This window comes from Mesorhizobium sp. B3-1-9 (assembly GCF_006439595.1).
GTDB lineage: Bacteria > Pseudomonadota > Alphaproteobacteria > Rhizobiales > Rhizobiaceae > Mesorhizobium.
The window spans coordinates 43,030-64,086 of sequence record NZ_VFTJ01000003.1; the positions used below are offsets into that span (position 1 = coordinate 43,030).

General features: G+C 64.9%; 28 protein-coding genes. 12 read left to right on the forward strand and 16 right to left on the reverse strand.

All coding sequences use genetic code 11. From position 1 onward, the window contains the following. Positions 1-71 precede the first annotated feature (71 nt). From FJW07_RS06330 to FJW07_RS06350, 5 genes are all read left to right on the forward strand, one after another. Positions 72-1,274, forward strand: a complete 1,203-nt coding sequence (locus FJW07_RS06330) for a diaminopropionate ammonia-lyase (RefSeq protein WP_140855260.1) — start codon at positions 72-74, stop codon at positions 1,272-1,274. After that, the gene (locus FJW07_RS06335; protein ID WP_140855261.1) at positions 1,271-2,506 is read left to right on the forward strand and encodes a Zn-dependent hydrolase; all 1,236 of its coding nucleotides are present in this window, start codon (positions 1,271-1,273) and stop codon (positions 2,504-2,506) included. The genes FJW07_RS06330 and FJW07_RS06335 overlap by 4 nt, the downstream gene beginning before the upstream one ends. 209 nt (positions 2,507-2,715) lie before the next feature. Beyond that, on the forward strand, positions 2,716-3,912 hold the full coding sequence (locus tag FJW07_RS06340) for a diaminopropionate ammonia-lyase (RefSeq protein WP_140855262.1): 1,197 nt from the start codon (positions 2,716-2,718) through the stop codon (positions 3,910-3,912). Positions 3,913-4,086: 174 nt separating this feature from the next. Then, positions 4,087-5,241 (forward strand): M20 aminoacylase family protein, encoded by a 1,155-nt coding sequence (locus FJW07_RS06345; protein WP_140855263.1) that lies wholly within the window; start codon positions 4,087-4,089, stop codon positions 5,239-5,241. A 257-nt stretch (positions 5,242-5,498) separates the two neighbouring features. Then, positions 5,499-7,595 (forward strand): EAL domain-containing protein, encoded by a 2,097-nt coding sequence (locus tag FJW07_RS06350; protein ID WP_140640874.1) that lies wholly within the window; start codon positions 5,499-5,501, stop codon positions 7,593-7,595. Positions 7,596-7,619: 24 nt separating this feature from the next. Here the strand turns inward: FJW07_RS06350 and FJW07_RS06355 are convergent, their stop codons facing one another. Continuing rightward, positions 7,620-7,922 carry an AzlD family protein gene (locus tag FJW07_RS06355; RefSeq protein WP_140855264.1) on the reverse strand — a complete coding sequence of 101 codons (303 nt, stop codon included), beginning with the start codon at positions 7,920-7,922 and terminating at the stop codon, positions 7,620-7,622. Next, a complete protein-coding gene (locus tag FJW07_RS06360) occupies positions 7,919-8,662 on the reverse strand; it encodes an AzlC family ABC transporter permease (protein ID WP_140855265.1) in 744 nt (247 codons plus the stop codon). The genes FJW07_RS06355 and FJW07_RS06360 overlap by 4 nt, the downstream gene beginning before the upstream one ends. A 169-nt stretch (positions 8,663-8,831) precedes the next feature. On the opposite strand from FJW07_RS06360, the gene FJW07_RS06365 reads away from it, so the two are divergent. Further along, positions 8,832-9,290, forward strand: coding sequence for an Lrp/AsnC family transcriptional regulator (locus tag FJW07_RS06365; protein WP_140785396.1), 459 nt, complete (start codon positions 8,832-8,834; stop codon positions 9,288-9,290). Between the two features lie 51 nt (positions 9,291-9,341). Here FJW07_RS06365 and FJW07_RS06370 read toward each other — a convergent pair whose 3' ends face one another. The 5 genes from FJW07_RS06370 to FJW07_RS31630 form a co-directional block, all read right to left on the reverse strand. Then, complete coding sequence (locus tag FJW07_RS06370; protein WP_140652014.1) at positions 9,342-9,659, reverse strand: plasmid stabilization protein; 318 nt, start codon at positions 9,657-9,659, stop codon at positions 9,342-9,344. A gap of 35 nt (positions 9,660-9,694) precedes the next feature. Further along, complete coding sequence (locus FJW07_RS06375) at positions 9,695-9,892, reverse strand: hypothetical protein (RefSeq protein ID WP_140640884.1); 198 nt, start codon at positions 9,890-9,892, stop codon at positions 9,695-9,697. 25 nt (positions 9,893-9,917) lie between these two features. Continuing rightward, on the reverse strand, positions 9,918-10,136 hold the full coding sequence (locus FJW07_RS06380; RefSeq protein ID WP_140631380.1) for a hypothetical protein: 219 nt from the start codon (positions 10,134-10,136) through the stop codon (positions 9,918-9,920). 27 nt (positions 10,137-10,163) lie between these two features. Continuing rightward, positions 10,164-10,658: a hypothetical protein gene (locus FJW07_RS06385; protein ID WP_140640888.1), complete on the reverse strand. Its 495-nt coding sequence runs from the start codon at positions 10,656-10,658 to the stop codon at positions 10,164-10,166. Positions 10,659-10,827: 169 nt separating this feature from the next. Continuing rightward, a complete protein-coding gene (locus FJW07_RS31630) occupies positions 10,828-10,929 on the reverse strand; it encodes a KGG domain-containing protein (protein ID WP_082056318.1) in 102 nt (33 codons plus the stop codon). Positions 10,930-11,370: 441 nt separating this feature from the next. On the opposite strand from FJW07_RS31630, the gene FJW07_RS06395 reads away from it, so the two are divergent. Further along, positions 11,371-11,595 (forward strand): hypothetical protein, encoded by a 225-nt coding sequence (locus tag FJW07_RS06395; protein WP_140640890.1) that lies wholly within the window; start codon positions 11,371-11,373, stop codon positions 11,593-11,595. Positions 11,596-11,670: 75 nt separating this feature from the next. Here FJW07_RS06395 and FJW07_RS06400 read toward each other — a convergent pair whose 3' ends face one another. Together FJW07_RS06400 and FJW07_RS06405 are read right to left on the reverse strand one after the other, a co-directional pair. Continuing rightward, entirely contained in the window at positions 11,671-12,564 is an 894-nt protein-coding gene (locus FJW07_RS06400) for an alpha/beta hydrolase (RefSeq protein WP_140855266.1), read from the reverse strand. A gap of 40 nt (positions 12,565-12,604) precedes the next feature. After that, positions 12,605-12,835, reverse strand: a complete 231-nt coding sequence (locus FJW07_RS06405; protein WP_140640894.1) for a hypothetical protein — start codon at positions 12,833-12,835, stop codon at positions 12,605-12,607. A 164-nt stretch (positions 12,836-12,999) separates the two neighbouring features. Between FJW07_RS06405 and FJW07_RS06410 the strand changes: the two genes are divergently transcribed. Next, positions 13,000-13,719 carry a Crp/Fnr family transcriptional regulator gene (locus tag FJW07_RS06410; RefSeq protein ID WP_140640895.1) on the forward strand — a complete coding sequence of 240 codons (720 nt, stop codon included), beginning with the start codon at positions 13,000-13,002 and terminating at the stop codon, positions 13,717-13,719. Between the two features lie 4 nt (positions 13,720-13,723). On the opposite strand, the gene FJW07_RS06415 is transcribed toward FJW07_RS06410, so the two are convergent. Beyond that, positions 13,724-14,023 (reverse strand): DUF982 domain-containing protein, encoded by a 300-nt coding sequence (locus FJW07_RS06415; protein ID WP_140640897.1) that lies wholly within the window; start codon positions 14,021-14,023, stop codon positions 13,724-13,726. A 208-nt stretch (positions 14,024-14,231) separates the two neighbouring features. Beyond that, the gene (locus FJW07_RS31635) at positions 14,232-14,408 is read right to left on the reverse strand and encodes a hypothetical protein (RefSeq protein ID WP_181167016.1); all 177 of its coding nucleotides are present in this window, start codon (positions 14,406-14,408) and stop codon (positions 14,232-14,234) included. A 161-nt stretch (positions 14,409-14,569) separates the two neighbouring features. Here FJW07_RS31635 and FJW07_RS06420 point away from each other — a divergent pair, with 161 nt between their 5' ends. Next, positions 14,570-15,589: an SDR family oxidoreductase gene (locus tag FJW07_RS06420; protein ID WP_140855267.1), complete on the forward strand. Its 1,020-nt coding sequence runs from the start codon at positions 14,570-14,572 to the stop codon at positions 15,587-15,589. 17 nt (positions 15,590-15,606) lie between these two features. Then, complete coding sequence (locus FJW07_RS06425) at positions 15,607-15,912, forward strand: hypothetical protein (protein WP_140652002.1); 306 nt, start codon at positions 15,607-15,609, stop codon at positions 15,910-15,912. Positions 15,913-15,927: 15 nt separating this feature from the next. Here the strand turns inward: FJW07_RS06425 and FJW07_RS06430 are convergent, their stop codons facing one another. Both FJW07_RS06430 and FJW07_RS06435 read right to left on the reverse strand, forming a co-directional pair. Further along, positions 15,928-16,113, reverse strand: coding sequence for a hypothetical protein (locus FJW07_RS06430; RefSeq protein WP_140640903.1), 186 nt, complete (start codon positions 16,111-16,113; stop codon positions 15,928-15,930). Between the two features lie 81 nt (positions 16,114-16,194). Next, entirely contained in the window at positions 16,195-16,785 is a 591-nt protein-coding gene (locus FJW07_RS06435; protein WP_140855268.1) for an NAD(P)H-dependent oxidoreductase, read from the reverse strand. 269 nt (positions 16,786-17,054) lie between these two features. On the opposite strand from FJW07_RS06435, the gene FJW07_RS06440 reads away from it, so the two are divergent. Beyond that, positions 17,055-18,158: a flavodoxin family protein gene (locus FJW07_RS06440; protein WP_140855269.1), complete on the forward strand. Its 1,104-nt coding sequence runs from the start codon at positions 17,055-17,057 to the stop codon at positions 18,156-18,158. 6 nt (positions 18,159-18,164) lie between these two features. Next, positions 18,165-19,226: a YihY/virulence factor BrkB family protein gene (locus FJW07_RS06445; RefSeq protein ID WP_140855270.1), complete on the forward strand. Its 1,062-nt coding sequence runs from the start codon at positions 18,165-18,167 to the stop codon at positions 19,224-19,226. A gap of 16 nt (positions 19,227-19,242) precedes the next feature. Here FJW07_RS06445 and FJW07_RS06450 read toward each other — a convergent pair whose 3' ends face one another. The 3 genes from FJW07_RS06450 to FJW07_RS06460 form a co-directional block, all read right to left on the reverse strand. Next, positions 19,243-19,455 carry a hypothetical protein gene (locus tag FJW07_RS06450; RefSeq protein WP_140640911.1) on the reverse strand — a complete coding sequence of 71 codons (213 nt, stop codon included), beginning with the start codon at positions 19,453-19,455 and terminating at the stop codon, positions 19,243-19,245. A 772-nt stretch (positions 19,456-20,227) separates the two neighbouring features. After that, positions 20,228-20,515, reverse strand: coding sequence for a DUF982 domain-containing protein (locus tag FJW07_RS06455; RefSeq protein ID WP_140855271.1), 288 nt, complete (start codon positions 20,513-20,515; stop codon positions 20,228-20,230). Positions 20,516-20,543: 28 nt separating this feature from the next. Next, positions 20,544-20,846 (reverse strand): DUF982 domain-containing protein, encoded by a 303-nt coding sequence (locus tag FJW07_RS06460; protein WP_140855273.1) that lies wholly within the window; start codon positions 20,844-20,846, stop codon positions 20,544-20,546. Positions 20,847-21,057: the final 211 nt, after the last annotated feature.

Below are 21,057 nucleotides of genomic sequence, written 5' to 3' on the forward strand. Positions count from 1 at the left end.
CAAAACAGAGCGCCTTTCTCGCTTCGCTTGCAATAAATTTCAGCACATCAAAGGCGCAGAAAGGCCGACCCATGTTCCTGCTCAACCGCCACCCGGATCATCGCCAGCCGCTGACGGAGGAAGACGCCACGACGCTTGGGCTCGCCGGCGCCGGAGAGGCCGAGCGCTTTCTTGCCGCGCGCGACAACCATGCCGAGACGCCGCTGCACGCCTTGCCGGCGCTGGCGGGCGAACTCGGCATCGGCGCCCTTTACCTCAAGGACGAGGGCAAGCGCCTCGGCCTCGGCAGCTTCAAGGCGCTCGGCGGCGCCTATGCCGTCATGCATCTGGTGCTGGAGGAGGCCGGCAGGCAGCTCGGCCGCGCCGTCGATGTCGAGCAACTGCACAAGCCGGAGGTGAGGGCGATCGCCGCGCAAATGACCTTCGCCTGCGCCACCGACGGCAATCATGGACGCTCGGTGGCGCAGGGCGCCGGCCTTGTCGGCGCGCGCTCCGTCATCTTCGTCCATTCGGGCGTCAGCAACGAACGCGTGGCGGCCATCGCCCGCTTCGGCGCTCAGATGGTGCGCGTAGCTGGCGACTACGACCAGTCGGTCAGGGAAGCCGCCCGCGTCGCCGCCGAGCGCGGCTGGACCGTCGTCTCCGACACGTCCTGGCCGGGCTATGAGCGCATTCCAGGACTGGTGATGCAGGGCTACACCGTGATCGTGCACGAAGCGCTGAAGCGTTTGCCTGAGCCGCCGACCCACGTCTTCCTGCAGGCTGGCGTCGGCGGCTTCGCCGCGGCGGTGGCCGGCCATCTCGCCATCAGGCTTGGCGAGGATCGGCCGAAGACAATCGTGGTCGAACCCGCGCGGGCGGCGTGCGTCTACGCCACCGCGAAGGCCGGGCGTCCTGTCGCCATCGCGCACAGCAAGCCCACGGTGATGGCGATGCTCGAATGCTATGAGCCGTCTTTGGTCGCCTGGCGCGTGCTGTCGCGGATCGGCGATGCTTTCATGACGGTCGAGGAAGAGGATGCGATCTCGGTGATGAACCGCCTGGCGCGACCCGAGGCGAACGATCCGGCGATCGTCTCCGGCGAGAGCGGCGGGGCAGGCCTCGCCGGGCTGATCCGCGCTGCCGGCGACAGGAAGATACGGGCGGCGCTCGGCCTCGACTCCAGCTCCCGCGTGCTGATCATCAACTCCGAAGGCGCGACGGATCCTGGCCGCTATGCCGAGCTGGTCGGCATGGCGCCGGACGAGGTCGCAGACGCAAGGCTGCTGGCATGAGCAATCTGACGATCAACGCCGACCGGCTCCTGGGCCGCATCCATGAGCTCGGCGGTATAGGCCGCGATCCGCAGGGGAGGCTGGTCCGCGTCGCCGCTTCCGACATGGACAGGCTCGGCCGCGACCGCCTTGTCGGCTGGCTGGAAGAGGCAGGGCTTGAGGTCGCCGTCGACCGCATCGGCAACATTTTCGGAATCTGGAAGGATGGCGCCAACGAAAGCCAGGCGCCGCTCATGCTCGGCTCGCACATCGACACGGTGATCGACGCCGGCATCTATGACGGCTGCTATGGCGTGCTTGCCGGCCTCGAAGCGATCGAGAGCCTGAAGGAGGCCGGCTTCGCGCCGGCGCGCCCGCTCGTCGTTGCCGCCTTCACCAATGAGGAGGGCGTGCGCTTTTCGCCCGACATGATGGGTTCGCTGGTCTTTGCCGGCGGTCGCGACCTCGGGGAAGCGCTGGCCTCGGTCGGCACCGACGGCACGGTGCTGGGCAAGGAGCTCGAGCGTATCGGCTATGCCGGCAACCACGAGCCCGGCTTCCTCATGCCGCATGCCTATGTCGAATTGCATGTCGAGCAGGGGCCGGTGCTGGAGCGCGAAGGCATCGCCATCGGCGCCGTCGAAAACCTGCAGGGCATTTCGTGGCAGCGCATCACCATCGACGGCGAGGCCAACCATGCCGGCACCACGCCCATGTCGATGCGCCGCGATGCCGGCGTCGCCGCCGCGCGGGTGATCGGCTTTCTCGCGGACCGGGCCAGTGCGTCGTCGACGCGCACGGTCGCGACCATCGGCACCATCGCTTTCGAGCCCAACGCCATCAACGTCATCCCGTCGCGGGCGACCTTCACCATCGACCTGCGCGACCCGGTTGAAACGCACCTTTGCGAGGAGGAAACCGCGCTCGCCGCTTTCCTCGACCAGCTTGCCGCAAGCACCGGTGTCATCATCCATGCCGAAAGCCTGGCGCGGTTCGAGCCGGTGACCTTCGATGCCCGCATCGTTTCGCTGATCGAGGATGGCGCCAAAGCCGCCGGCCTTTCATGCCGGCGCATGACCTCGGGCGCCGGACACGACGCGCAGATGATCGCGCGCATCGCGCCGTCGGCGATGATCTTCGTGCCGAGCCGGGGCGGCATCAGCCACAACCCGGCCGAGTTCACCGCCGCCAGCGAGCTTGTTGCCGGCGCCGACATCCTGCTCGGCGTCGCCGCCCGGCTGGCGGCCGACTGACAGGGGGCTGGCGTCTACGGCGTTTCGACGGCACGCGTCAGGCCAAATACCACCAAAAATAGTCAAGTTGGCTGTATCGAATCCTTCCGAAGCGAACATTCGGCGACATCTGGTCGAAACAGAAATCAATCACTTAGCCAATTAAGGCGCCGGAATCGCGCCGGAATCGCACCCGCCAACAGAATTCAGTGCCTAGCAGGAAGACTAGCATGCTGCTTCTCAACCAACGTCCAGAATACAACCAGCCGTTGGTTGCCGCTGATGCCGAGTCCCTCGGCATGGCCGGCGCCGCGCGGGCAGAGCATTACCTCAAGGCGCGCGACAACGATGCGGAAACGCCGCTGCATGCCTTGCCGGCGCTGGCCCAGAAGCTCGGCATCGCGGCGCTTCATGTCAAGGATGAGGGCCAGCGTCTTGGCCTGGGCTCCTTCAAGGCGCTGGGCGGCGCCTATGCGGTTATGCGGCTGGTGCTGGAGGAGGCCGGCAAGTGGCTCGGGCGCGATGTCGATATCAGCGAGATAAACGACGCCAGGGTGCGCGAGATCGCGTCGAGCATGATCTTCGTCTGCGCCACCGACGGCAACCATGGCCGCTCCGTGGCGCAGGGCGCCAGCCTCGTCGGCGCGCGCTCGGTGATCTTCGTCCATGCCGGCGTAAGCCGTGAGCGTGTCGCGGCCATCGCCCGCTTCGGCGCCGAGATCGTCGAGGTCGAAGGCGGCTATGACCATGCGGTGCGCGAAGTCGCCCGCGTCGGCGCCGAGCGCGGCTGGAAGATCGTCTCCAACACGTCCTGGCTGGGCTATGAGCGCGTCCCCGGACTGGTCATGCAGGGCTACACGGTGATCGTGCGCGAGACGTTGCGGCGCATGGCAGAGCCGCCCACGCATGTCTTCCTGCAGGCCGGCGTCGGCGGCTTCGCCGCGGCGGTCGCCGGCCATATGGCTGTCATGCTTGGCTCCAGGCGGCCGAAGGCCGTGGTGGTCGAGCCGCGGCGCTCGGCCTGCGTCTACGCTTCGGTTGAGGCCGGACGTCCGGCAACGATCGCAAATCAGGAGCCGACCGTGATGACGATGCTCGAATGCGCCGAGCCGTCCTTGGTCGCCTGGCGCGTGCTGGCGCGCGTCGGCGATGCCTTCATGACGGTGGAAGAGGAGGACGCGGTCGCGGTGATGAAGCGGCTGGCGCGACCGCTGGGCAGCGATCCGGCCATCGTCTCCGGCGAGAGCGGCGGGGCAGGACTCGCCGGGCTGGTCCGCGCCGCGGGCGACAGGCATAAGCGCACGGCGCTCGGCCTCGATAGGCATTCGCGCGTGCTCGTCATCAATTCGGAGGGCGCGACCGACCACGGCCGCTTTGCCGAGCTGGTCGGGATGGCGCCGGAAGAGGTGTTCCTGCAGACTGCGTGAAAGCAATTCCAGGAAAAGTGCCGAGCGGTTGGGCTCGGCGACTTCGCCGTAGCCTTCCGTCAGGAATTGCGTCAAGAAAAGAGCAATTCTAGGAAAAGTGCCGAGCGGTTGGGCTCGGCGACTTCGCTGTAACCTTCCGGAATTGCGTCGAGAAAAGGGGCTTGAGGGGCGACGATGGCTGAACTCGACCAACAGGCTTTGCACAGCGAGATGACGGCGTGGCGGCGCGATCTGCACGCCCATCCCGAGTTCGGCTTCGAGGAAAAACGCACAGCGGCGTTCGTCGCGCAAAAGCTGCGCGACTTCGGACTTGAGGTGGCCGAAGGCGTCGGCGGCACCGGCGTCGTCGGCACGTTGACCCGCGGCAGTGGCAATCGCGCCATCGCGCTGCGCGCCGACATGGATGCGCTGCGCATTGCCGAACAGGGCACGCAAGCCTGGCGCTCGCAAACATCCGGCACCATGCATGCCTGCGGCCATGACGGCCACACCTCGATGCTGCTCGGCGCGGCAAAGCTGCTTGCCGGTGAAGGCGGCTTCGACGGCACGGTGCGCTTCATCTTCCAGCCGGCCGAGGAATGGGGCAGGGGCGCGCTGGCCATGCTGGACGACGGCCTGCTCGAGCGCTTCCCTTTCGAGGAGATATTCGGGCTGCACAACATGCCTGGCCTGCCCATCGGCCATTTCGAAACCCGCAGCGGCCCGGTCATGTCGGCCGAGGACAATTTCGAGATCGTGCTCAAAGGCCTCGGCGGTCACGCGGCGCGGCCGCATGCCGGTCAGGAGGCGCTGGTCGCCGCCTGCGCGCTGGTCGTCAACCTGCAGACCATCGTCTCGCGCCGCCTGAGCCCGGCCGATATCGGCGTCGTCTCGGTGACCGAGCTCATCACCGACGGGACCCGCAACGCGCTGCCAGGACTGGCGCGCATCCTGGGCGATTGCCGCAGCTTCCGGCCAGAGGTGAGCGCCGCGATCGAAAAGGAGATGCGCCGCATCGCCGAGGGCACGGCCCAGGCCTATAACGTCGCGGCTGAAGTCGCTTACACCCGCGAGTTCGTGCCTTTGCTCAACGACGCGGCGCTGGTGGACGAGGCACTTGCGGCGGCCCGTACGGTTCTGGCCGACGACGCTGTCCGCGTCGCGGCTGAGCCGATGACCGCCTCGGAGGATTTCGCCCGCTTCCTCGACCATGTCCCTGGTTGCTTCGTCTTCGTGGGCAATGGCGGCACCGCGCCGCTGCACAACCCCGCCTATGATTTCAACGACGAGGGCCTGCTGCACGGCGCGCGTTTCCATGCGGCGGTGGTGAGGAGACGGCTGGGCGGTTAGCAATCTCCCCCCTTGTGGGGGAGATGCCCGGCAGGGCAGAGGGGGGCGCTGTCCCGCCAGCGTTTCAGGCTGTCGCAGGCGAACAGCTTTGCCAGCAGCCTTGATCGAAATTCCTGCAACGCCGCGATCCTTCACGCCCCCCTCTGGCCTGCCGGCCATCTCCCCCACAAGGGGGGAGATTGGCTGAACCGCCCCCGGTAACTCTTTCTTCTCTGCTTTCATGCAGTATTGCTGCGACGGGACGGCAAGAACAAAGAATGGCGGACGACGACAAACGCAACGGCAAGTTCTGGGCGCAGGCGCTCGACCGGGCTCATCTCGGCTTGTGGGACTGGAATCTGTCGACCGGCGATTGCTATTATTCGCCGACCTGGTCGAAGATGCTGGGCTACGAGGCGAACGAACTCGCCAACACGCCCGATCTCTGGCTGAAGCTCACCCATCCCGACGACCGCCAGCGCGCGCAGGAGAGCGGCGACCGGCACATTGCGGGCATCGTCGATTCCATCGAAACCGAGCTGCGCCTGCGCCATAAGGATGGCCATTGGGTCTGGGTGCTCGACCGCGGCGGCATTGTCGAGCGCGACGCCGACGGCAAGCCGCTCAGGCTGATGGGCGTGCAGACCGACATCACCCGGCAGAAAGAGGCCGAGGCGGCGCTCGAGCAGGTCAATGTTCGCTTCCGTCTCGCGCTTGCCGCCAGCGGCACCGGCATCTGGCACCACGATATCGGCACCAGGAAAAGCTATTGGGACGCGCGCACGCGCGAGATATTCGGCCTCGTTGCCGATACCGATGAGGTGACGGCCGACCTGTGGCACACCTATCTTCATCCCGACGACAAGGACGCCACCGAACGGGCCCACCAGATCGAGCCCGGCTCTAGCAGCGTCGTCGCCTCGCAATACCGGATCGTCCTTCGTGACGGCGAAGTCCGCCATATCGAGTCGCTGGTGCGTTTCATTGCCGGCGTCGGCTCGGCCGGCCAGATTTTGGGTACGGTGCGCGACATCACCGAGGAGAAGAGGCGCGCCGAGGAGCTTGCCTTCGCCGCGCGTCACGACGCCCTGACCGGGCTGCTCAACCGTTCGGCCTTCGACCGGCTGCTTGCCGAGAACATCGCCATGGCCGGGCGGCTGCCGCTTGCCGTGTTCTATGTCGACCTCGACTACTTCAAGGCGCTCAACGACTATGCCGGCCATGCCGCCGGAGACCTGGCGCTGAAGAGCGTCGCGGCTGGCATCCTCGCCAGCCTGCCCGCGTCGGCGCAGGCGGCCCGCCTCGGCGGCGACGAATTCGCGTTGCTGGTGCCGAACTGCAATGACGCCTGTGCCGAGCACCTTGCCCGTGCGGTGCTCGCCGCGGTGCGCAACGCCGATCTCGGCTCTGCCATCACCTCGCGCAGGCTTGCCGCCAGCATCGGCATCGCCTTCGTGCGCGACCGCAACATGACGGTGGCCGACGCGCTCGCCTGCGCCGACGATGCCTGCTACGCCGCCAAGGCCGGCGGTCGGGACCGCTTCGCGGTGTTTTCGCCTGAAACGACGTCGGGCGCTGGCGGCCTCAACGCCGCGCGGCTGGCCGCCGACCTGGTCGATGCGATGGAGGACGGCCGGCTGAAGCTGTTCGGCCAGGAGATCCACCGGCTCGGCCAGCCATGGGAAGACAGCCGCCACGTCGAGGTGCTGGCCAGGCTCGAGGCCCGCAACGGCAAGATGATCCCGCCCGGCGATTTCATGCCGGTCGCCGAACGCTTCGGCCTTGCCGCCCGGCTCGACCGCTGGATCATCCGCGCCGCGCTGACGCGCCACGGCGAGGCGATGCGCGCGGGCGCCATCTCGCTCGACTTCAACCTGTCGGCGCAGACGCTTTCCGATCCGCAGCTCTGGGATTTCGTCGACGAGGCCATCGCCGACAGTGGCGCGCCGGCGTCGGCCATCGGCTTCGAGATCACCGAGACCGCCGCCGTCACCAATTTCGATGCCGCGGCGGAGTTCGTGCGCAAGGCGAGGCTCCGCCACTGCCGCGTCAGCCTCGATGATTTCGGCGCCGGCATGAGCTCGTTCGAATATCTCAGGCGCTTTCCCATCGACGCCATCAAGATCGATGGTTCCTTCGTCGAGCATATCGCCGAAAGCCGCTTCGACCGTGAGATCGTTTCGGCGATCACCGGCATCGCCCGCTCGATGGGCGCCGCGGTGGTGGCGGAAAAGATCGAGGAGAAGAACGCGCTGGAGATTCTCATGGGCATGGGCGTCGCCTATGGCCAGGGCTATTTCCTGCACCGCCCCGAGCCGCTGGAAGCGATCGTGGCAAGGGCGACGGGCGGCGCGCGGGGGATGCGGGCTGGTTAAACGTCTCCTCCGTCGGGGGAGAGATCAGCCACCCATCAGCCACCTCAGCACGCCCGCCGAAGCCACCCCGACCACCACGGTCGGCAGCATCGACAGCCTCGTCGCGGCAAGCACGGTTATGGCCAGCGCGGCGAGGTCGGCCGGGTTCCTCGAGACGAAGTCCGGCGCGATCACCGAGATCAGCACGCAGCCGGGCGCGGCCTCCATCACCGCCGTGGCGCGCGGGCTGAGCGTGCGGTTCCTCAGCACCACATAGCCGCCGATGCGGGTGAGGTACGTCACGCCGGCCATCGCCAGGATGGCGAGCACGGTCATCGGATCGATCATCTCTCACCTGCCAGGAACCACGCGGCCACCAGGCCGGACAGCGCGCCGGCCGCCACATACCAGGCGCCGGGGACGACAAGATAGACGAGCGCCGCCACCACCAGGCTGACCAGCCAGGGCCGCGCCGCGGCAACGCCCTTCCACATGCCGCGAAGCAGCACCAGGAAGACGGCCGGGAAGGCCATTGCAAAGCCGTATGTTTCGACGTCGCCAAGCACCGGCCCGAGTGCCGCGCCGCAAGTCGTGAACGCCACCCAGGCGAGGTAGAAGGGCAGGCCGGCGCCCAGATAGAAAGGCAGGCTGAAGGCCGGCCGCAGGCCGGCGGCGGCGCGGCGCTGTGCATCGGCCAGGCCCACGGCCCAGCTCTCGTCGCACATCAGGAACAGCGCCGGAAGAACCTGTCGCTTCGGCAAATGCTTGATGAACGGCGCAAGTGCGGCGCCCATCAGGAAATGCCGGCTGTTGACCAAGAAGGTGATGGCGGCGATCAGCAGGATATGCGGCGGCGAGGTCCAGAGCTGGATGGCCGCGAATTCCGAGCCGCCGGCGAAGTTGAGCCCGGTCATCAGCGGCACCTCGACGACGCCGAGGCTTTTCTGCGAGGCCTGCGCGCCAAGCACCAGCGCGTAGGGGATGATGCCGAGCAGCACCGGCGTCGAGGCGGCGAGCCCGCGCCGGAACTCGGCACCGCGTCCATCGGTGCTTTGGCCCTCGGCGAGGGCGATCTCGGAAATGCTCATGGCTTTGCCTGCGGCCGGCCTTGCGGCCGCCGTTCTCCCGCTCGGTTGTCGGTTATCGGTTGCCGGACCATAGCCGAAACGCCCGGCAATCGGGTTGCGAAGATACGCCGCTTCTGCAAATATTTGGCAGCAGATGGCGTATTTTGGCCGAAGGTTGGAATCTGACACCATGAAGCTGGATGAGATCGACAGGCGCATCCTTCGCGCCTTGCAGCGCGACGGGCGCATGGCCAACAACGATCTCGCCAGGGAAGTCGGCCTCTCGCCGTCGCCTTGCCTGCGGCGCGTCAAGCTTTTGGAGGAGACGGGCGTCATCGACCGCTATGTCGCGGTGCTCAACCCGGCCAAGATCGGCCGCGGCCAGACCTTCTTCACCCGCATCTGGCTGAAGCAGCAGGACGAGGACACGATCGAGCATTTCGCCGCCGAGGTGGCGAAGTTCCCGGAAGTGATGGAGTGCTATCTGATGCTGGGCGACTGCGACGCCATGGTGCGGATCGTAGCCGCCGGCATCGACGACTACCGCCGCTTCCAGTCGGAGCATCTGAGCCGCATCAAGGGCGTGCAGAACGTCAAGACGGATGTGCCCAGCCAGACGATCAAGCAGACCTCGGAGATGCCACTGTAGGGCATTCTCCTTCGCCCCTTGTGGGACCCACAAGGAGCGAAGGGGAAGTCCTCAATGATGCGCGTGGCTCTCATTCCGTTTGCGCGTCGCCGCCGCCTTTTTCGCCGAAGCCGATCTGTCCGCCGCGGAGCGCTCGCCGGAGGCCTTGCCGCCCGTCCTGCCGCCCTTGTGCGCGGCCGGATTGCCGGTGTGCTTGCCGCGGCCGGAGCCCCCTTCCTTCTTGCCGCCGGCGTCGTCCTTGTTGACGGTCGCCCAGGCGCGCCGCTCGGCTTCCTTTTCGGACACGCCGCGCTTCTCATAGCCTTCGGCGATATGGTCGGCCTTGCGTTCCTGCTTGTCGGAGTATTTCGATTTGTCGCCACGTGGCATTTGCTTGCTCCTTGTTGCGCTGAGTGAAATCGGCCTCAGGAACCTTTCTTCTTAGCGACGTCGCCGAGGTCGGACCGTTCTGGATCCTTGTTGTTCTCGCCAGCCGCGTCGCGGTTCTTGTCGGGATCGTCCTTCGGCCTCAGATAGCCCGGTGGGCGGTTGCCCTTGGGGCCCTCCCAGCGCGGCCATTGCTCGGTCGTTCCGGGCCGTCCCGGATGTGGTTCGTTGCTCATGGTCTGCCTCGCTTTCGTAGGAGGGTCAGCCCTCCGCCTTCATGGTCCGTGCGATCTCGAGCAGCTTGTCGCGGTCGTGCCCGTGCTCGCGGATCAACTCCCGAGCCTGCTTCGGCGAAAGATCGGTGTGCTCCGCCAGGAAGCGCACATCGGGATCGTCGCCGCCCTTGGTCGGCAAATTGCCGGTCGCGGGCGCATCGGCGGCGCCCGGTCGGTTCGGTATATTGTCGTTCGCCTGGGTCATCTCAGGCCTCCTTCGATTTCCGCCTTATCAGGTCGCCGTCTGGGACTGCCTGCGGCGTGCTTGCTTCTTGCGGCGCAGCACCTCGTCGGTGCCGACGATGTCCTTCGAGCCGCCGGTGATCGCGGTCGAGACCACGGCCGGCGGATCGCTTGCCGGAAAGGAGTCCTCAAGGCCGGACTGCAACTGCTCTTCCAGCGTGTCCGGATCTTCCGAACGGCCTTCGGCGCGGCGTCCGTCGATCTCTTCCAGATCTTGCTTGGCGTCGGGATGCCCGCGCACATTGCGCAGCGTCGACACGATGAGCTCGACAGCGAATTCCTTCATCTCCTCGCCCTGCGGCGCGGCGACGTCGGTCTCCTCGATCAGCCGCACCAGCGATTGTTCGAGCTTGTCCAGTTCGCGTATCCCCTGGCAGAGCGCCAGTTTCTGCGCCAGCGAATGAATCAGCAAAGGACCGAAGATCGAATAGGCCTGCATGCGGGTCTCGTCGACGCGTTCGGGGTGAAGTGTATGCAAGGACATTGGTGCCTCCATGTAACGCCCTGCGGCGACGGCTTCGCTTGAGGCGGCCGGCCCTTAAGGGAACTGGAGGAAGGGGAAGAGGTTCCATCCCGGGCTGGAAGTCGCGGAACAGCTGGAAGTCGCGGGACACGAAAATGGCGTCCGCGTTTCGCGGACGCCATTTTGAAACTCAGCGCTGACCGCCCTTGCGGCCGGCCTCGGAGGCGCGCTGGCGGTCTTCGGCGAAGTTGCCGCTGCCACCTCGATGCTGGCCGGCGCTGCGCTGACCCATGTTGCGGTCCTCGGCCTGCTGCTGCCCGCTGCCGCGATGCTGGTCTTCGCGGTTCTTGTGGCTCTGCTGGCCGGCCTTGACGTGCTGTTCGTGGGTTCCGCCTTGATTGGGCATATCGAATTCTCCGTTGTTTCGGATTTTTCTTGAGGGTGAATTCAAGGACGCGTCCAACATCCCTGAGTAAGGAGAACAGGCGCCGGCAACCGATGTTCCGGCCGAAACATTTCGTGACTCGGTCAGACTGAAGTCCGATCCGGCCCGCGCATTGGGCCGGCCTGTGCAACCAAATCTCTTTTTGCGAATTGGTGAGCGGCCGACGAAAAAGCCCCCTCCATCGCCGGCCATCATGGTGTCCGCCGGTCGCCCCCCGCGCAATTCCGGCGGACACCAATATCCATAAACAAGAAAGCCGCGCAGTCGGCTTCGGAGCGAGACGACGTTTTGACCTATATCTCTGCAAAGCCCGCTCGGCAGGATGCCGAAAGCCTGCCTGCCAACGACAACCAGCGTACCACCCGTGCCGATCTTTCGTTCCTCGATGTCATCAACGACGAGAACGAGGTCGCCGACATTGCCAGGCGCGCGGAGCGCCTCGGCCATGCCGCGCTCATTGCAATGGCAATCGGCCTGGCGGCCCTGCCGTTGCTCTACCTGATGCTGATGTGAGCCAGGCCGGCCGGCCGCTTGGCCGGCCGGCGCCATCTCCGGGAAAGAGCCTCTCATCTTCCGGAGAAGAAGGCGTCATCTTCCAGAGAAGAAGGCGTCGAGCGTGGCCGCCGTTTCGATCGGCGACTCCTCCGGAAAGAAGTGGCCGCCGGGCATCGCTCCGCCGCTGGCATCGTCGGCCCAGTTCCGCCATATGCCCAGCGGTCCGTCTTCGTCCCGATACCATTCGGCCAGCGCCCCATGCTCGCTCCACAGCGCCAGCACGGGGCAGGATATACGCCGGCCGGCCTCCCGGTCCGCATGGTCGTGCACACGGTCGAGCGAAGCCGCGGCGCGATACTCTTCGCAGATGGCGTGGATATGCGCCGGATCGCGCAGGGCATCGACATAAGCCCGCCGCACGCCGGGCGGGAACGCGTCGGCTGCGGATCCCCAGCCGGAAAGCGCATTGTCGACGATTGCTTCGCCCGCCGCCGCCAGTATCGTCTCCGGCAGCGGCTCGGGCTGCGCCAGCAGCGACCACGGCCAAAAGCTTAGCGCGAGTCCCGCATCCGCCCGGTCCCAGGCCTCCGCGGTAGGGATGATGTCGAGCACGGCGAGCTTCTCGACGCGGTCCGGATGATCGAGCGTCAGCCGGTAGGCGACGCGTCCGCCGCGATCATGGCCGGCGACCAGGAAGCGTTTGAAGCCGAGTTCTTCCATAAGCACGACCATGTCGGCGGCCATGGCGCGCTTGCCGTAGGGCGCGTGGTCGGCGGCCGATGGCGGGCAGGAGCTCTGCCCATAGCCGCGCAGATCGGCACAGACGACGGTGAAATCCCGTGCCAGGCTGGGCGCCACGTCGCGCCACATCACATGCGTCTCGGGAAAGCCGTGCAGCAGAAGCAGGCCGGCCCCACTGCCTGCTTGGCGGGCGAAGATACGCGCCTCGCCGGTGTCGATTTCCAATGCCTCAAAATCGGCGAACATGCTTGCCTCCTGCGGGATGCGGCGCTGAGGGCCGAACGCCTCAGGTCCAGGTCGAGTCCAGCGTCAGCGACGCCTCGAAGATCTGCGCCTTCTCGGTGCGCAGCTTCACGGTGATCTTCAACTGTTCGGTCCCGGGCGCCTCATCGCGGGCGATGTCCTGCAGGATGCGCAACGCCTCAAGGCGCGCGCGCTCGCGGTTGGCAAAAAGCTGCCCCTGGTCGTCAACCTGGCCATGCTCGGCGTTATAGAGGTCAAAATAATAGCGTTCCATCGATGAAGCACTCCAGGCGGTTCGCAAGTTCAATCCCTGGCCGCGATCATGGTTCCAAGCGGTTGATCCTGAGGGGAAATCCGCAGCGCGCCCGCCCTTGCTGCGCGGCCGCCCGCAACCGGCCCAGCCCTGCGGCGTTAGCTGTTGCGAATGGAGAACTCCGAATGCTGGAATCGCTCTACCTCAACCTCGGCCAGCATGACGCCCTGTCGGAAGAAGAGAAGGCGCTGCTCGTCGGCGCGATGTCGCTCGAACGATATGTCGCCGCTGGCGAGGATATCGCCACCGAAGGCACGCGGCCGACCTACAGCACGCTGATCATCGACGGGCTCGCCGCCCGTTACAAGGTGCTGGAGGATGGCGGTCGGCAGTTTACCTCACTGCAGGTCGCGGGCGATTTCGTCGACCTGCACGCTTTCCTGCTGAAGACGATGGATCACGGCATCATGGCGCTTTCGCCGTGCCATGTGCTTGCCGCCGAGCATGGCAAGCTGAAGACGATCACCGAGCAGGCGCCGCACCTCACCCGGCTGTTGTGGCTCGACACGCTGGTCGATGGCGCCATTCACCGCGAGTGGATCGTGGCCATGGGCCGGCGCTCCAAGACCTCCCATCTCGCGCATCTGATATGCGAGCTCTTCGTCAGGCTGCAGGTGGTGAAAAAGACCCGCGAGATGAGCTTCCATCTGCCGCTCTCACAGGCCGAACTCGCCGACGTGCTCGGCCTCTCCGTCGTCCATATGAACCGGGTCATCGGCACCCTGCGCCGCATGAACGTGATCAACTGGACAAGCCATATGGTCACGATCCTCGACTGGGAGCGGCTGGTTACGATCGCCGAATTCGATCCAACCTATCTCAGCATGACACGCGAGCCGAGATAGGCATCTAGCTGGGCGGGGTCTTGGAGCGCGACCACAACTGGTCCAGCATGGTGAGCGCGGCACTCGGCTGGGCGGGCCTCAGGAGGCCTTGCTGCGCGGCGACCTTCTTGAAGGCGGCAAAGGCGATGGCCGGACGGCAGGTGCCTGCGATCGCGTCGTCCACCAGCCGGGCCGCTTCGAGATAGGCTGGCGCCTCCTTGTTCTTCCATGTGCCTCCGAGCGCCTTCTTGGCCTCCGCGACGGTGGTGACCACCATCGTGCCGCCATTGACGAAGCGTATGGTGAGGGGCAGGAAACGGCTCATCGGTCGTTCACCACCCGAGCCATTCGCGCGTCCGCCAGGCAAGGCCGGCGAAGGGAGCGGCCGTGATCATGACGGCGGCGAGAATAAAAAGCGGGCTGTTCATAGACAAGAATTTCATGTTTCACCGTAAAAATTTCGGATGGCGATAAACGATGACTCCGCCAGTCGGTTGCATCCGGCCGGCCAGTTCGAGGCTACAAATCTGAGCCTACATATTGCTCGCGGGCCGGGCCGGCGGCGCCGGCCGGTGCGGCGGACGCGGGCGCGGCCTGAGCGGCACATCCGCCAGCGAGGCGCGGATCACCCTGACCGGGATTGGCGGCGCTGCGGCACGCCGGCGCAGCATTGCGGCCGAGAGGCTGCCGATGAGAGTTCGAACGTCCATGGGACTCCTCCTGAAGAGTCCCCCCAATGACCAAGCGTTAGCACCACGGCCGGGCGGCCGCATTTAACTTTGATGTATGCCCAGGCGTCTCGGCGAGGTGCGACGAGCCGAGGGCCAACCTTTTCCGTTGGCATGCGTTGTCCTCTGAAAAGGAGACCACCATGCCGACCACCAGCCGAACGAAAACCGACACGGCCAAAAAGTCATCCGCCGGCAAGAAGACAGATACGGCCAAGACCGCGCGCAGGCAGCGCGGCGTCCAGCGCAAGGTCGATGCCACGGACCGCAGCAAGCCGAAGCCCAAAGCCCCGGGCGCCATGCAGGCCGGCGCCCGGAGATACCCTACGCCGCCTTTCCCAAGGCAGCATCACCCCAAGCCCGGCGAGGAATGGGCGATCGAACCGGCGCCGCTCTATGACGCGCCGTTCTGGCAAGGGTCGGGCAAGCTCAAGGACAAGGTCGCGCTGGTTACCGGCGGCGATTCCGGCATCGGCCGCGCCGTGGCCGTGTTGTTCGCACGCGAGGGCGCCGATGTCGCCATCGTCTATCTCAGCGAGGACCGTGACGCCAAGGCGACGAAGCAAGCGGTCGAGGCGGAGGGCAGGCGTTGCATCACTTTGCGCGGCGACGTCGCCAAACGTGCCTTCTGCCGCAAGGCGGTGGATGAGACGGTCAAGGTCTTCGGCAGGCTGGACGTGCTGGTCAACAACGCGGCTTTCCAGGTCCACTCGGCCGATTTCGCCGATCTCACCGAAGCGCATTTCGACACCACGCTGAAGACCAATCTCTACGGCTATTTCCACATGGCGCAGGAAGCCGTGCCGCACATGAAATCGGGTTCGGCCATCGTCAACACCGGGTCGGTCACCGGCATCGAAGGGTCGAAGGAACTGGTCGACTATTCGATGACCAAGGGCGGCATCCACGCCTTCACCCGCGCGCTTTCCGGCAACCTTATCGGCAAAGGCATCCGCGTCAACGCGGTGGCGCCGGGTCCGGTCTGGACGCCGCTCAATCCGTCCGAGAAGGAACCGGAAGACGTTTCGCAATTCGGCGCCAAGACGCCGATGAAGCGGCCCGCTCAGCCGGAGGAAATCGCGCCGGCGTATGTGTTCCTGGCCTCGCCGCAATGTTCGAGCTACATCACCGGCGAAATCCTGCCGATCATCGGGGGTTACTGACCCATGAGGAGGATCTCATGAAAAAAGCGCTTCTCATTGCGGCTCTGACCCTGATCCCGGCCCTGCCGGCGGCGGCCCAGACTGCCGCGCAACCGAAGGACCAGCAGGCGCAGAACTGCCAGGCCAAGCCCGATGCCAACGACCAGCAGCAAAAACAGAAGCAGCAGGCCGATACGGATGAACTGTCGGAACAGCTCGGCAATTGCGGCGGCGTGCTGAAGCCGCCCCCGACCGGCGACAAGAACGCGACGCCGCCCCCGCCGACAGGCAGCGACATGCCGGTGATCAAGCCGGGCGAAGTTCCGCCGCAGACGGGTCAATGAAACCCGCATCCAAGGTCAGTGCTTGCGCTTCTCGTCCGCCGCCGGCTTGACGGCCGGCGAGCCTTGGGCTTCGCGCATTATCTGCAATGCCTCGTCGCGGGTGAGGCCGCATTTGCGGGCAAAATAAGCCGCTTCACTGATCTCGGCCGGGGAGGCCGCCGCAATCTCGGAAGGAGCTTGCCTGTCTTTCTTCTTGGCCATCGGCTCACCGCGCCATGAATCACTTAGTCAGCTAAATATATATCCATTGTCCCTCATTGCAAATTCCGGAGACGGACCCGCTCAAAATCGTTCGAACCGCCGCTCCACATTGCGGGCGAATTTTGCCCGCTCCTCGCGAGTAATGTTCTCCACCGAATATTTAGCCAGATAGAGGTGTTTCTCCGTGCGTCCGCACATGGATTTCAAGCCGCGCAAAAGCACCTTTCTGCCCGGGTCCTGCATATAGAGCCTGGTGTACCACCATGGCGAGCCGAAGGTGGTGACCACGCCCATCCGGCGGATGTTCAGAAGCGCCGGTTTGATCGTGCCGCCATCCGTCGATAGTTCGAAGGCAACGCCCGGCCGCCACACGCGGTCGAAATATCCCTTGAGAACAGCGGGCATGCCCGACCACCAGGTCGGGAAGCAGAACACGCACGCTTCCGCCCATTGCAGTGCGTCGATGTAGACCTGCAGATCCGCCGGCGCGGGCGACGGACCGGCGTGCCCCTTCAACTCATCGACCCGCATGACGGGGTCGAATTTCATGGCATAGAGATCGAAGTCGACGACCTCGTCGCCCCTGGCCTTCAGGATCTCCACGACGCGCCGGTGCAGCGACGCCAGGTAGCTGTCCTGCGCCGGATGCGCGTAGATGACATTGACCTTCATCGCATGGCCCCCCGCGCCTCTGATCCCGGCCTGAGGCTAGTTGAACGCCATTGCTTTGCCTAGGCTTGACCATTGGTCGTACGCGGCCACTCATCGATAGGTGGCCGGAACCATCGCGCCGGCACCGGGTTGTGTTCAGCGGGCCGCGTCAGCCGGACCCGGTGGCAAAGAGAATACGGCTTGGTTTCTCCGGCTTCACGCCCTGGCCAACGAAAAGGCAGTCGAGCTCTTATCCCACCCGGCCCGCTCCGTATTGGTTTGGGCAGCAAATGGCAGAACAGACACAATCCGACAAAGCCGCCATAGAACCGCGCAAGGGCATGCCAAGCCCGCGCCTCGGCGAGGCGGAATTCAAACAGCGCTACAGGAAATTATTCTACGACCCGGCCTTCGAGGTGAAAGCTGACGCCATCGGCCGGCTGGCCCAGATCGCCTGGCGGGCCTATAGCGACGAACGCAAGAGCCCGGTGACCCGGAAGGCGGGGCAGGGCTTCCACGACCCCGGCTACGACCTTTCGGTCGAATGGATCGCCGCGCATGATGCGGTCGAGGCCGCGCAGCGCCGGCACGAGAATAAGGCCGCGCCCTCGCGCATCCTGATCATCAACGGCTCCTCGCGCAGCGAGCATACCTGTCCGGGCGAGATGTCGAAGAGCTTTCGCCTGGTCGAGCTGGCGCGACGCGCCATTGCCGACAGGCAGGGCTTTTCGGTCGAGGTGCTCGATTTGTCGCGGCTCGCTTCGGAATACGGCCGCAAGATCTACCCCTGCAAGGCATGCTTCTCGACAGCGGCGGCTCTCTGCCACTGGCCGTGCTCATGCTATCCGAACCACTCTCTCGGCCAGGTGCAGGACTGGATGAACGACATCTATCCGCTGTGGGTCGAAGCGCATGGCGTGATGATTGTCACGCCCGTCAACTGGTACCAGACGTCATCGCCGCTGAAGTTGATGATGGACCGGCTGGTCTGCGCCGATGGGGGCAATCCTGACCCGACGCTGACGCAGGGCAAGGGTGCGGAGCTTGCCAAAAAGGTTGAGCTGGCCGGCTGGGGCTATCCGCGCCATCTCGCCGGCCGGCTGTTTTCGGTCGTGGTCCATGGCGACACCGAAGGCGCCGCCAATGTACGGCACGCACTCGCCGACTGGCTGCGTTCGATGAAGCTCGACGCGATCGGTGAGGTGGCGGAGCTCGACCGCTATATCGGCTACTGGAAGCCCTATGCGAACAGCCACGACGAACTCGACGCCGACAAAGACATCCAGGCCGAAGTGATCAACGCCGCTTTGGCTCTGGCCGAAGCAGTCGGGAAGCGTCGGGCAGGCGACTTTCCCACCATCGGCGCCCGGTTCGAGGATCCGCGTCAGAAGTGAGGGAAGATGCCGCGCTGGCTCGACGAAGGCTGGATACTGCTGAAGGAAAGCGTCACCGGCTATATCGATGACAATGCGCTGAGCCACGGCGCGGCGATCGCTTTCTACGCCACCACTTCGCTGGCGCCGATCCTTTTGATCGTCGTGGCGATCGCCGGTGTCGTCATCAGCAATGATGCGGCCCAGATCGCGCTGTCGGCCGAGATTTCGGGCGTGATGGGGCCGCAAAGCGCCGACCTTCTGAAGGCCACTGTCGAGAGCGCCGCGCAGCGCTGGTCGAGCACGCTTGCCACGCTCATCGGACTGGTGACGCTTTTCGTCACCGCGTCGGGCGTCTTCGGCGAGATGCAGCAGTCGCTCAACGAAATCTGGAAGGTGAAGCCCAATGGCGTGTCGCTGTCGCGCCTTGTGCGGGCGAGGGCGGCGAGCCTCGGTCTCGTCGCGGCGCTCGGCTTCCTGCTGCTGGTGTCGCTGGCGGCAAGCACGGCGATCTCGGCGCTGAGCGAATTGATCAACCGGCGCCTGCCGTTCGGTGGCCTGATCGTCAGCGGCGTCAATACGATCGTCTCTTTTGTCCTGATCGCGCTGCTTTTCGCCGCGATCTACAAGGTCCTGCCGGACCGCACGCTCAAATGGCGCGATGTCGGCATCGGCGCGCTGGTCACCGCGCTTCTCTTCACCATCGGCAAGTCGCTGATCGGCTGGTATATCGGCACCAGCGCCATCGCCACCTCCTACGGTGCCGCCGGCGCGCTGATGGTCGTTTTGGTATGGGTCTATTACTCGGCGCAGATTTTTCTCTTCGGTGCCGAGATCACGCGCGCCTATTCGGTGCGCCGCGGCAGCCGGCGCGACCTCGCGCCGGTCATGGCGGACGCAAACGACCGGGCTGCGCAGCGCCATGCCGAACAAGTAGCCAAACCCGAGGCGGCGATGCCGGCCAGCGCTGGCACAGTCAGCAGGGAGGCCCCTCGGTCACCGGCATTCGGCGGCGAGATCGTCGCATGGATTGTCCTCAGCAGCTTGATCACTCTGCTTGTCACACGGGTCCTGCGCCGCGAAGGCTGATACCAACCTCGGACGCTTACCGCCGTTCTTCCTGACGTTTCTCGATTTCGTAGGATAGCCAGCGGCAGAACATGCCGATAACCGAGGTAGCGGCTCCGCCGAGCAGGCAAGCGATCAGCAACGGACTTTTCGATGCGCTGTCCCAGCTGACGATCGCCAGCAGCGTCACGCTCAGCGTGGAAATCAAATACCCTGTACCCTTGAGCAGATGAAGCGACGATCTGGTCATGCTGGCCCGCCTTGCAATGGAACTGACAACCCTGATCGAGGTTCCATTTACCCGATGTTCCACCACGACAGCTGCTGCTTTAGGAGGCATCTAAGGGCGGTCGGGTGTAAACGCTTGTTGGCCTGCCGCTGGTTCTCGACAGGGCGGCGGGCTGGGACTCCGGACTCGCCCCTCAGCCCAACCGAATTTGCTCGTAGCTCAGGCGGGGCGTCATTGACCCTGGCCATCTATCGGCGGAACTCGAAAGCTGGGCCGGCAACAACCGACGTGCCGGGTAGCCGGCCGGGCGAGCCCTGCAACCTCACGCCGACGAGGCGGATTCTTGTGGGACGATTTGACGAAGATTTGAGTCTCTTCATCGTCAGCTGTTTGAACGCCCACCATTCGCGATTGGTGGGCGTCCGCTCGAAGACAGGTCATCCAGTTCAAGGGACGAGACCGGATGACATGCTGCACCGCATATCAGGTGGCTTTAGTTTGGCATACGCGATATTCGCTGCTCGCGGTCCTACTAGCTTTCGGCACGTGCATTGAGGCGCTTTGCCGCAAGACTGCCGACGCGGCACGGTTCCTGTCCCAGCCCGCAGCTTCCGCCTGTGCTAGCAGGCCATCGAGAGAGCCAGCCAACGCTTCCTGGCAATCGCTGTCGTATCGGGCGGCGTTTACCTCATGAACGGGTTTTCTAATGGCGAGTTCTGCCATTGAAGGTTCCTCATCATTTATCCAGGTTTGGTGCGAGGCGCCCCGACAATGGTCGTGGGCGCTCCGATCATCATTGGTGATGTGACGGCTGGGCTTTTCCGATGGCGGGGGGGATTGCTCCGTCCTCGACCAGGATATCCTTCCTGCGCGCGAACGCGGCGAAAACGCCTCGCGCGGTTTCCGCGTCGACGTCGCCAACCAAGGCCGCCTTACAGGCGCGGATCGCCGCTTTCTGCTCCGGGCTATTGCCGCACCAGTCGATCGCGAACTGATAGGCATCGACGATGGTGTTCAGTTGCCGGGGAAAGCCCAGTCCGACCCAAACGCGAAGGGGTTTCTCGAAAGGTTTGGAAAGCATCGCGAACTCCCATATAACCGCGATGCTTTCAAGCAGTCAGTCCGCCGCCGCAGCCGCCTTTGCCGGTCATCCATGGCAAGGGGACGCTCACGTCCTCAAGAATTTTGACCGACTTTGCGAAACCGCGAAAGGCATCTCTGGCGGCAGTCAGCGGATAGCCGCTGTCGAATGCCCGCTGGCAGGCACGAAGGGCCGTTTCAAATATGGTTCCGCGCCTGTTTCTGGGCCACGCGTAGAGAAATTCCAGGGCATCTTCCAGGCACGCGATTTCCTGGATGAGGCTGTTTTCGGTCTTCACGAAAACAGGGCTGTCGAATATCCGATCGTTCATAACGTCCTCCAATCGAACGAACAATTGAGTTTAGGCGAAGGCTTGGGACCGACAGCGGCCAAGCCCAGCGGCGATATGGGTTTGAGGATTTTGAGCGTCAAGAGCTTCCCGGGTCGCTACAAGAACCGGCGCGCCAATTCTGTTACCCGCAACGGCTTTATCGGTCCTGCGACTCGGCGTGATCGTTTGGGTGTCGTGGGCAAGGGCGGTC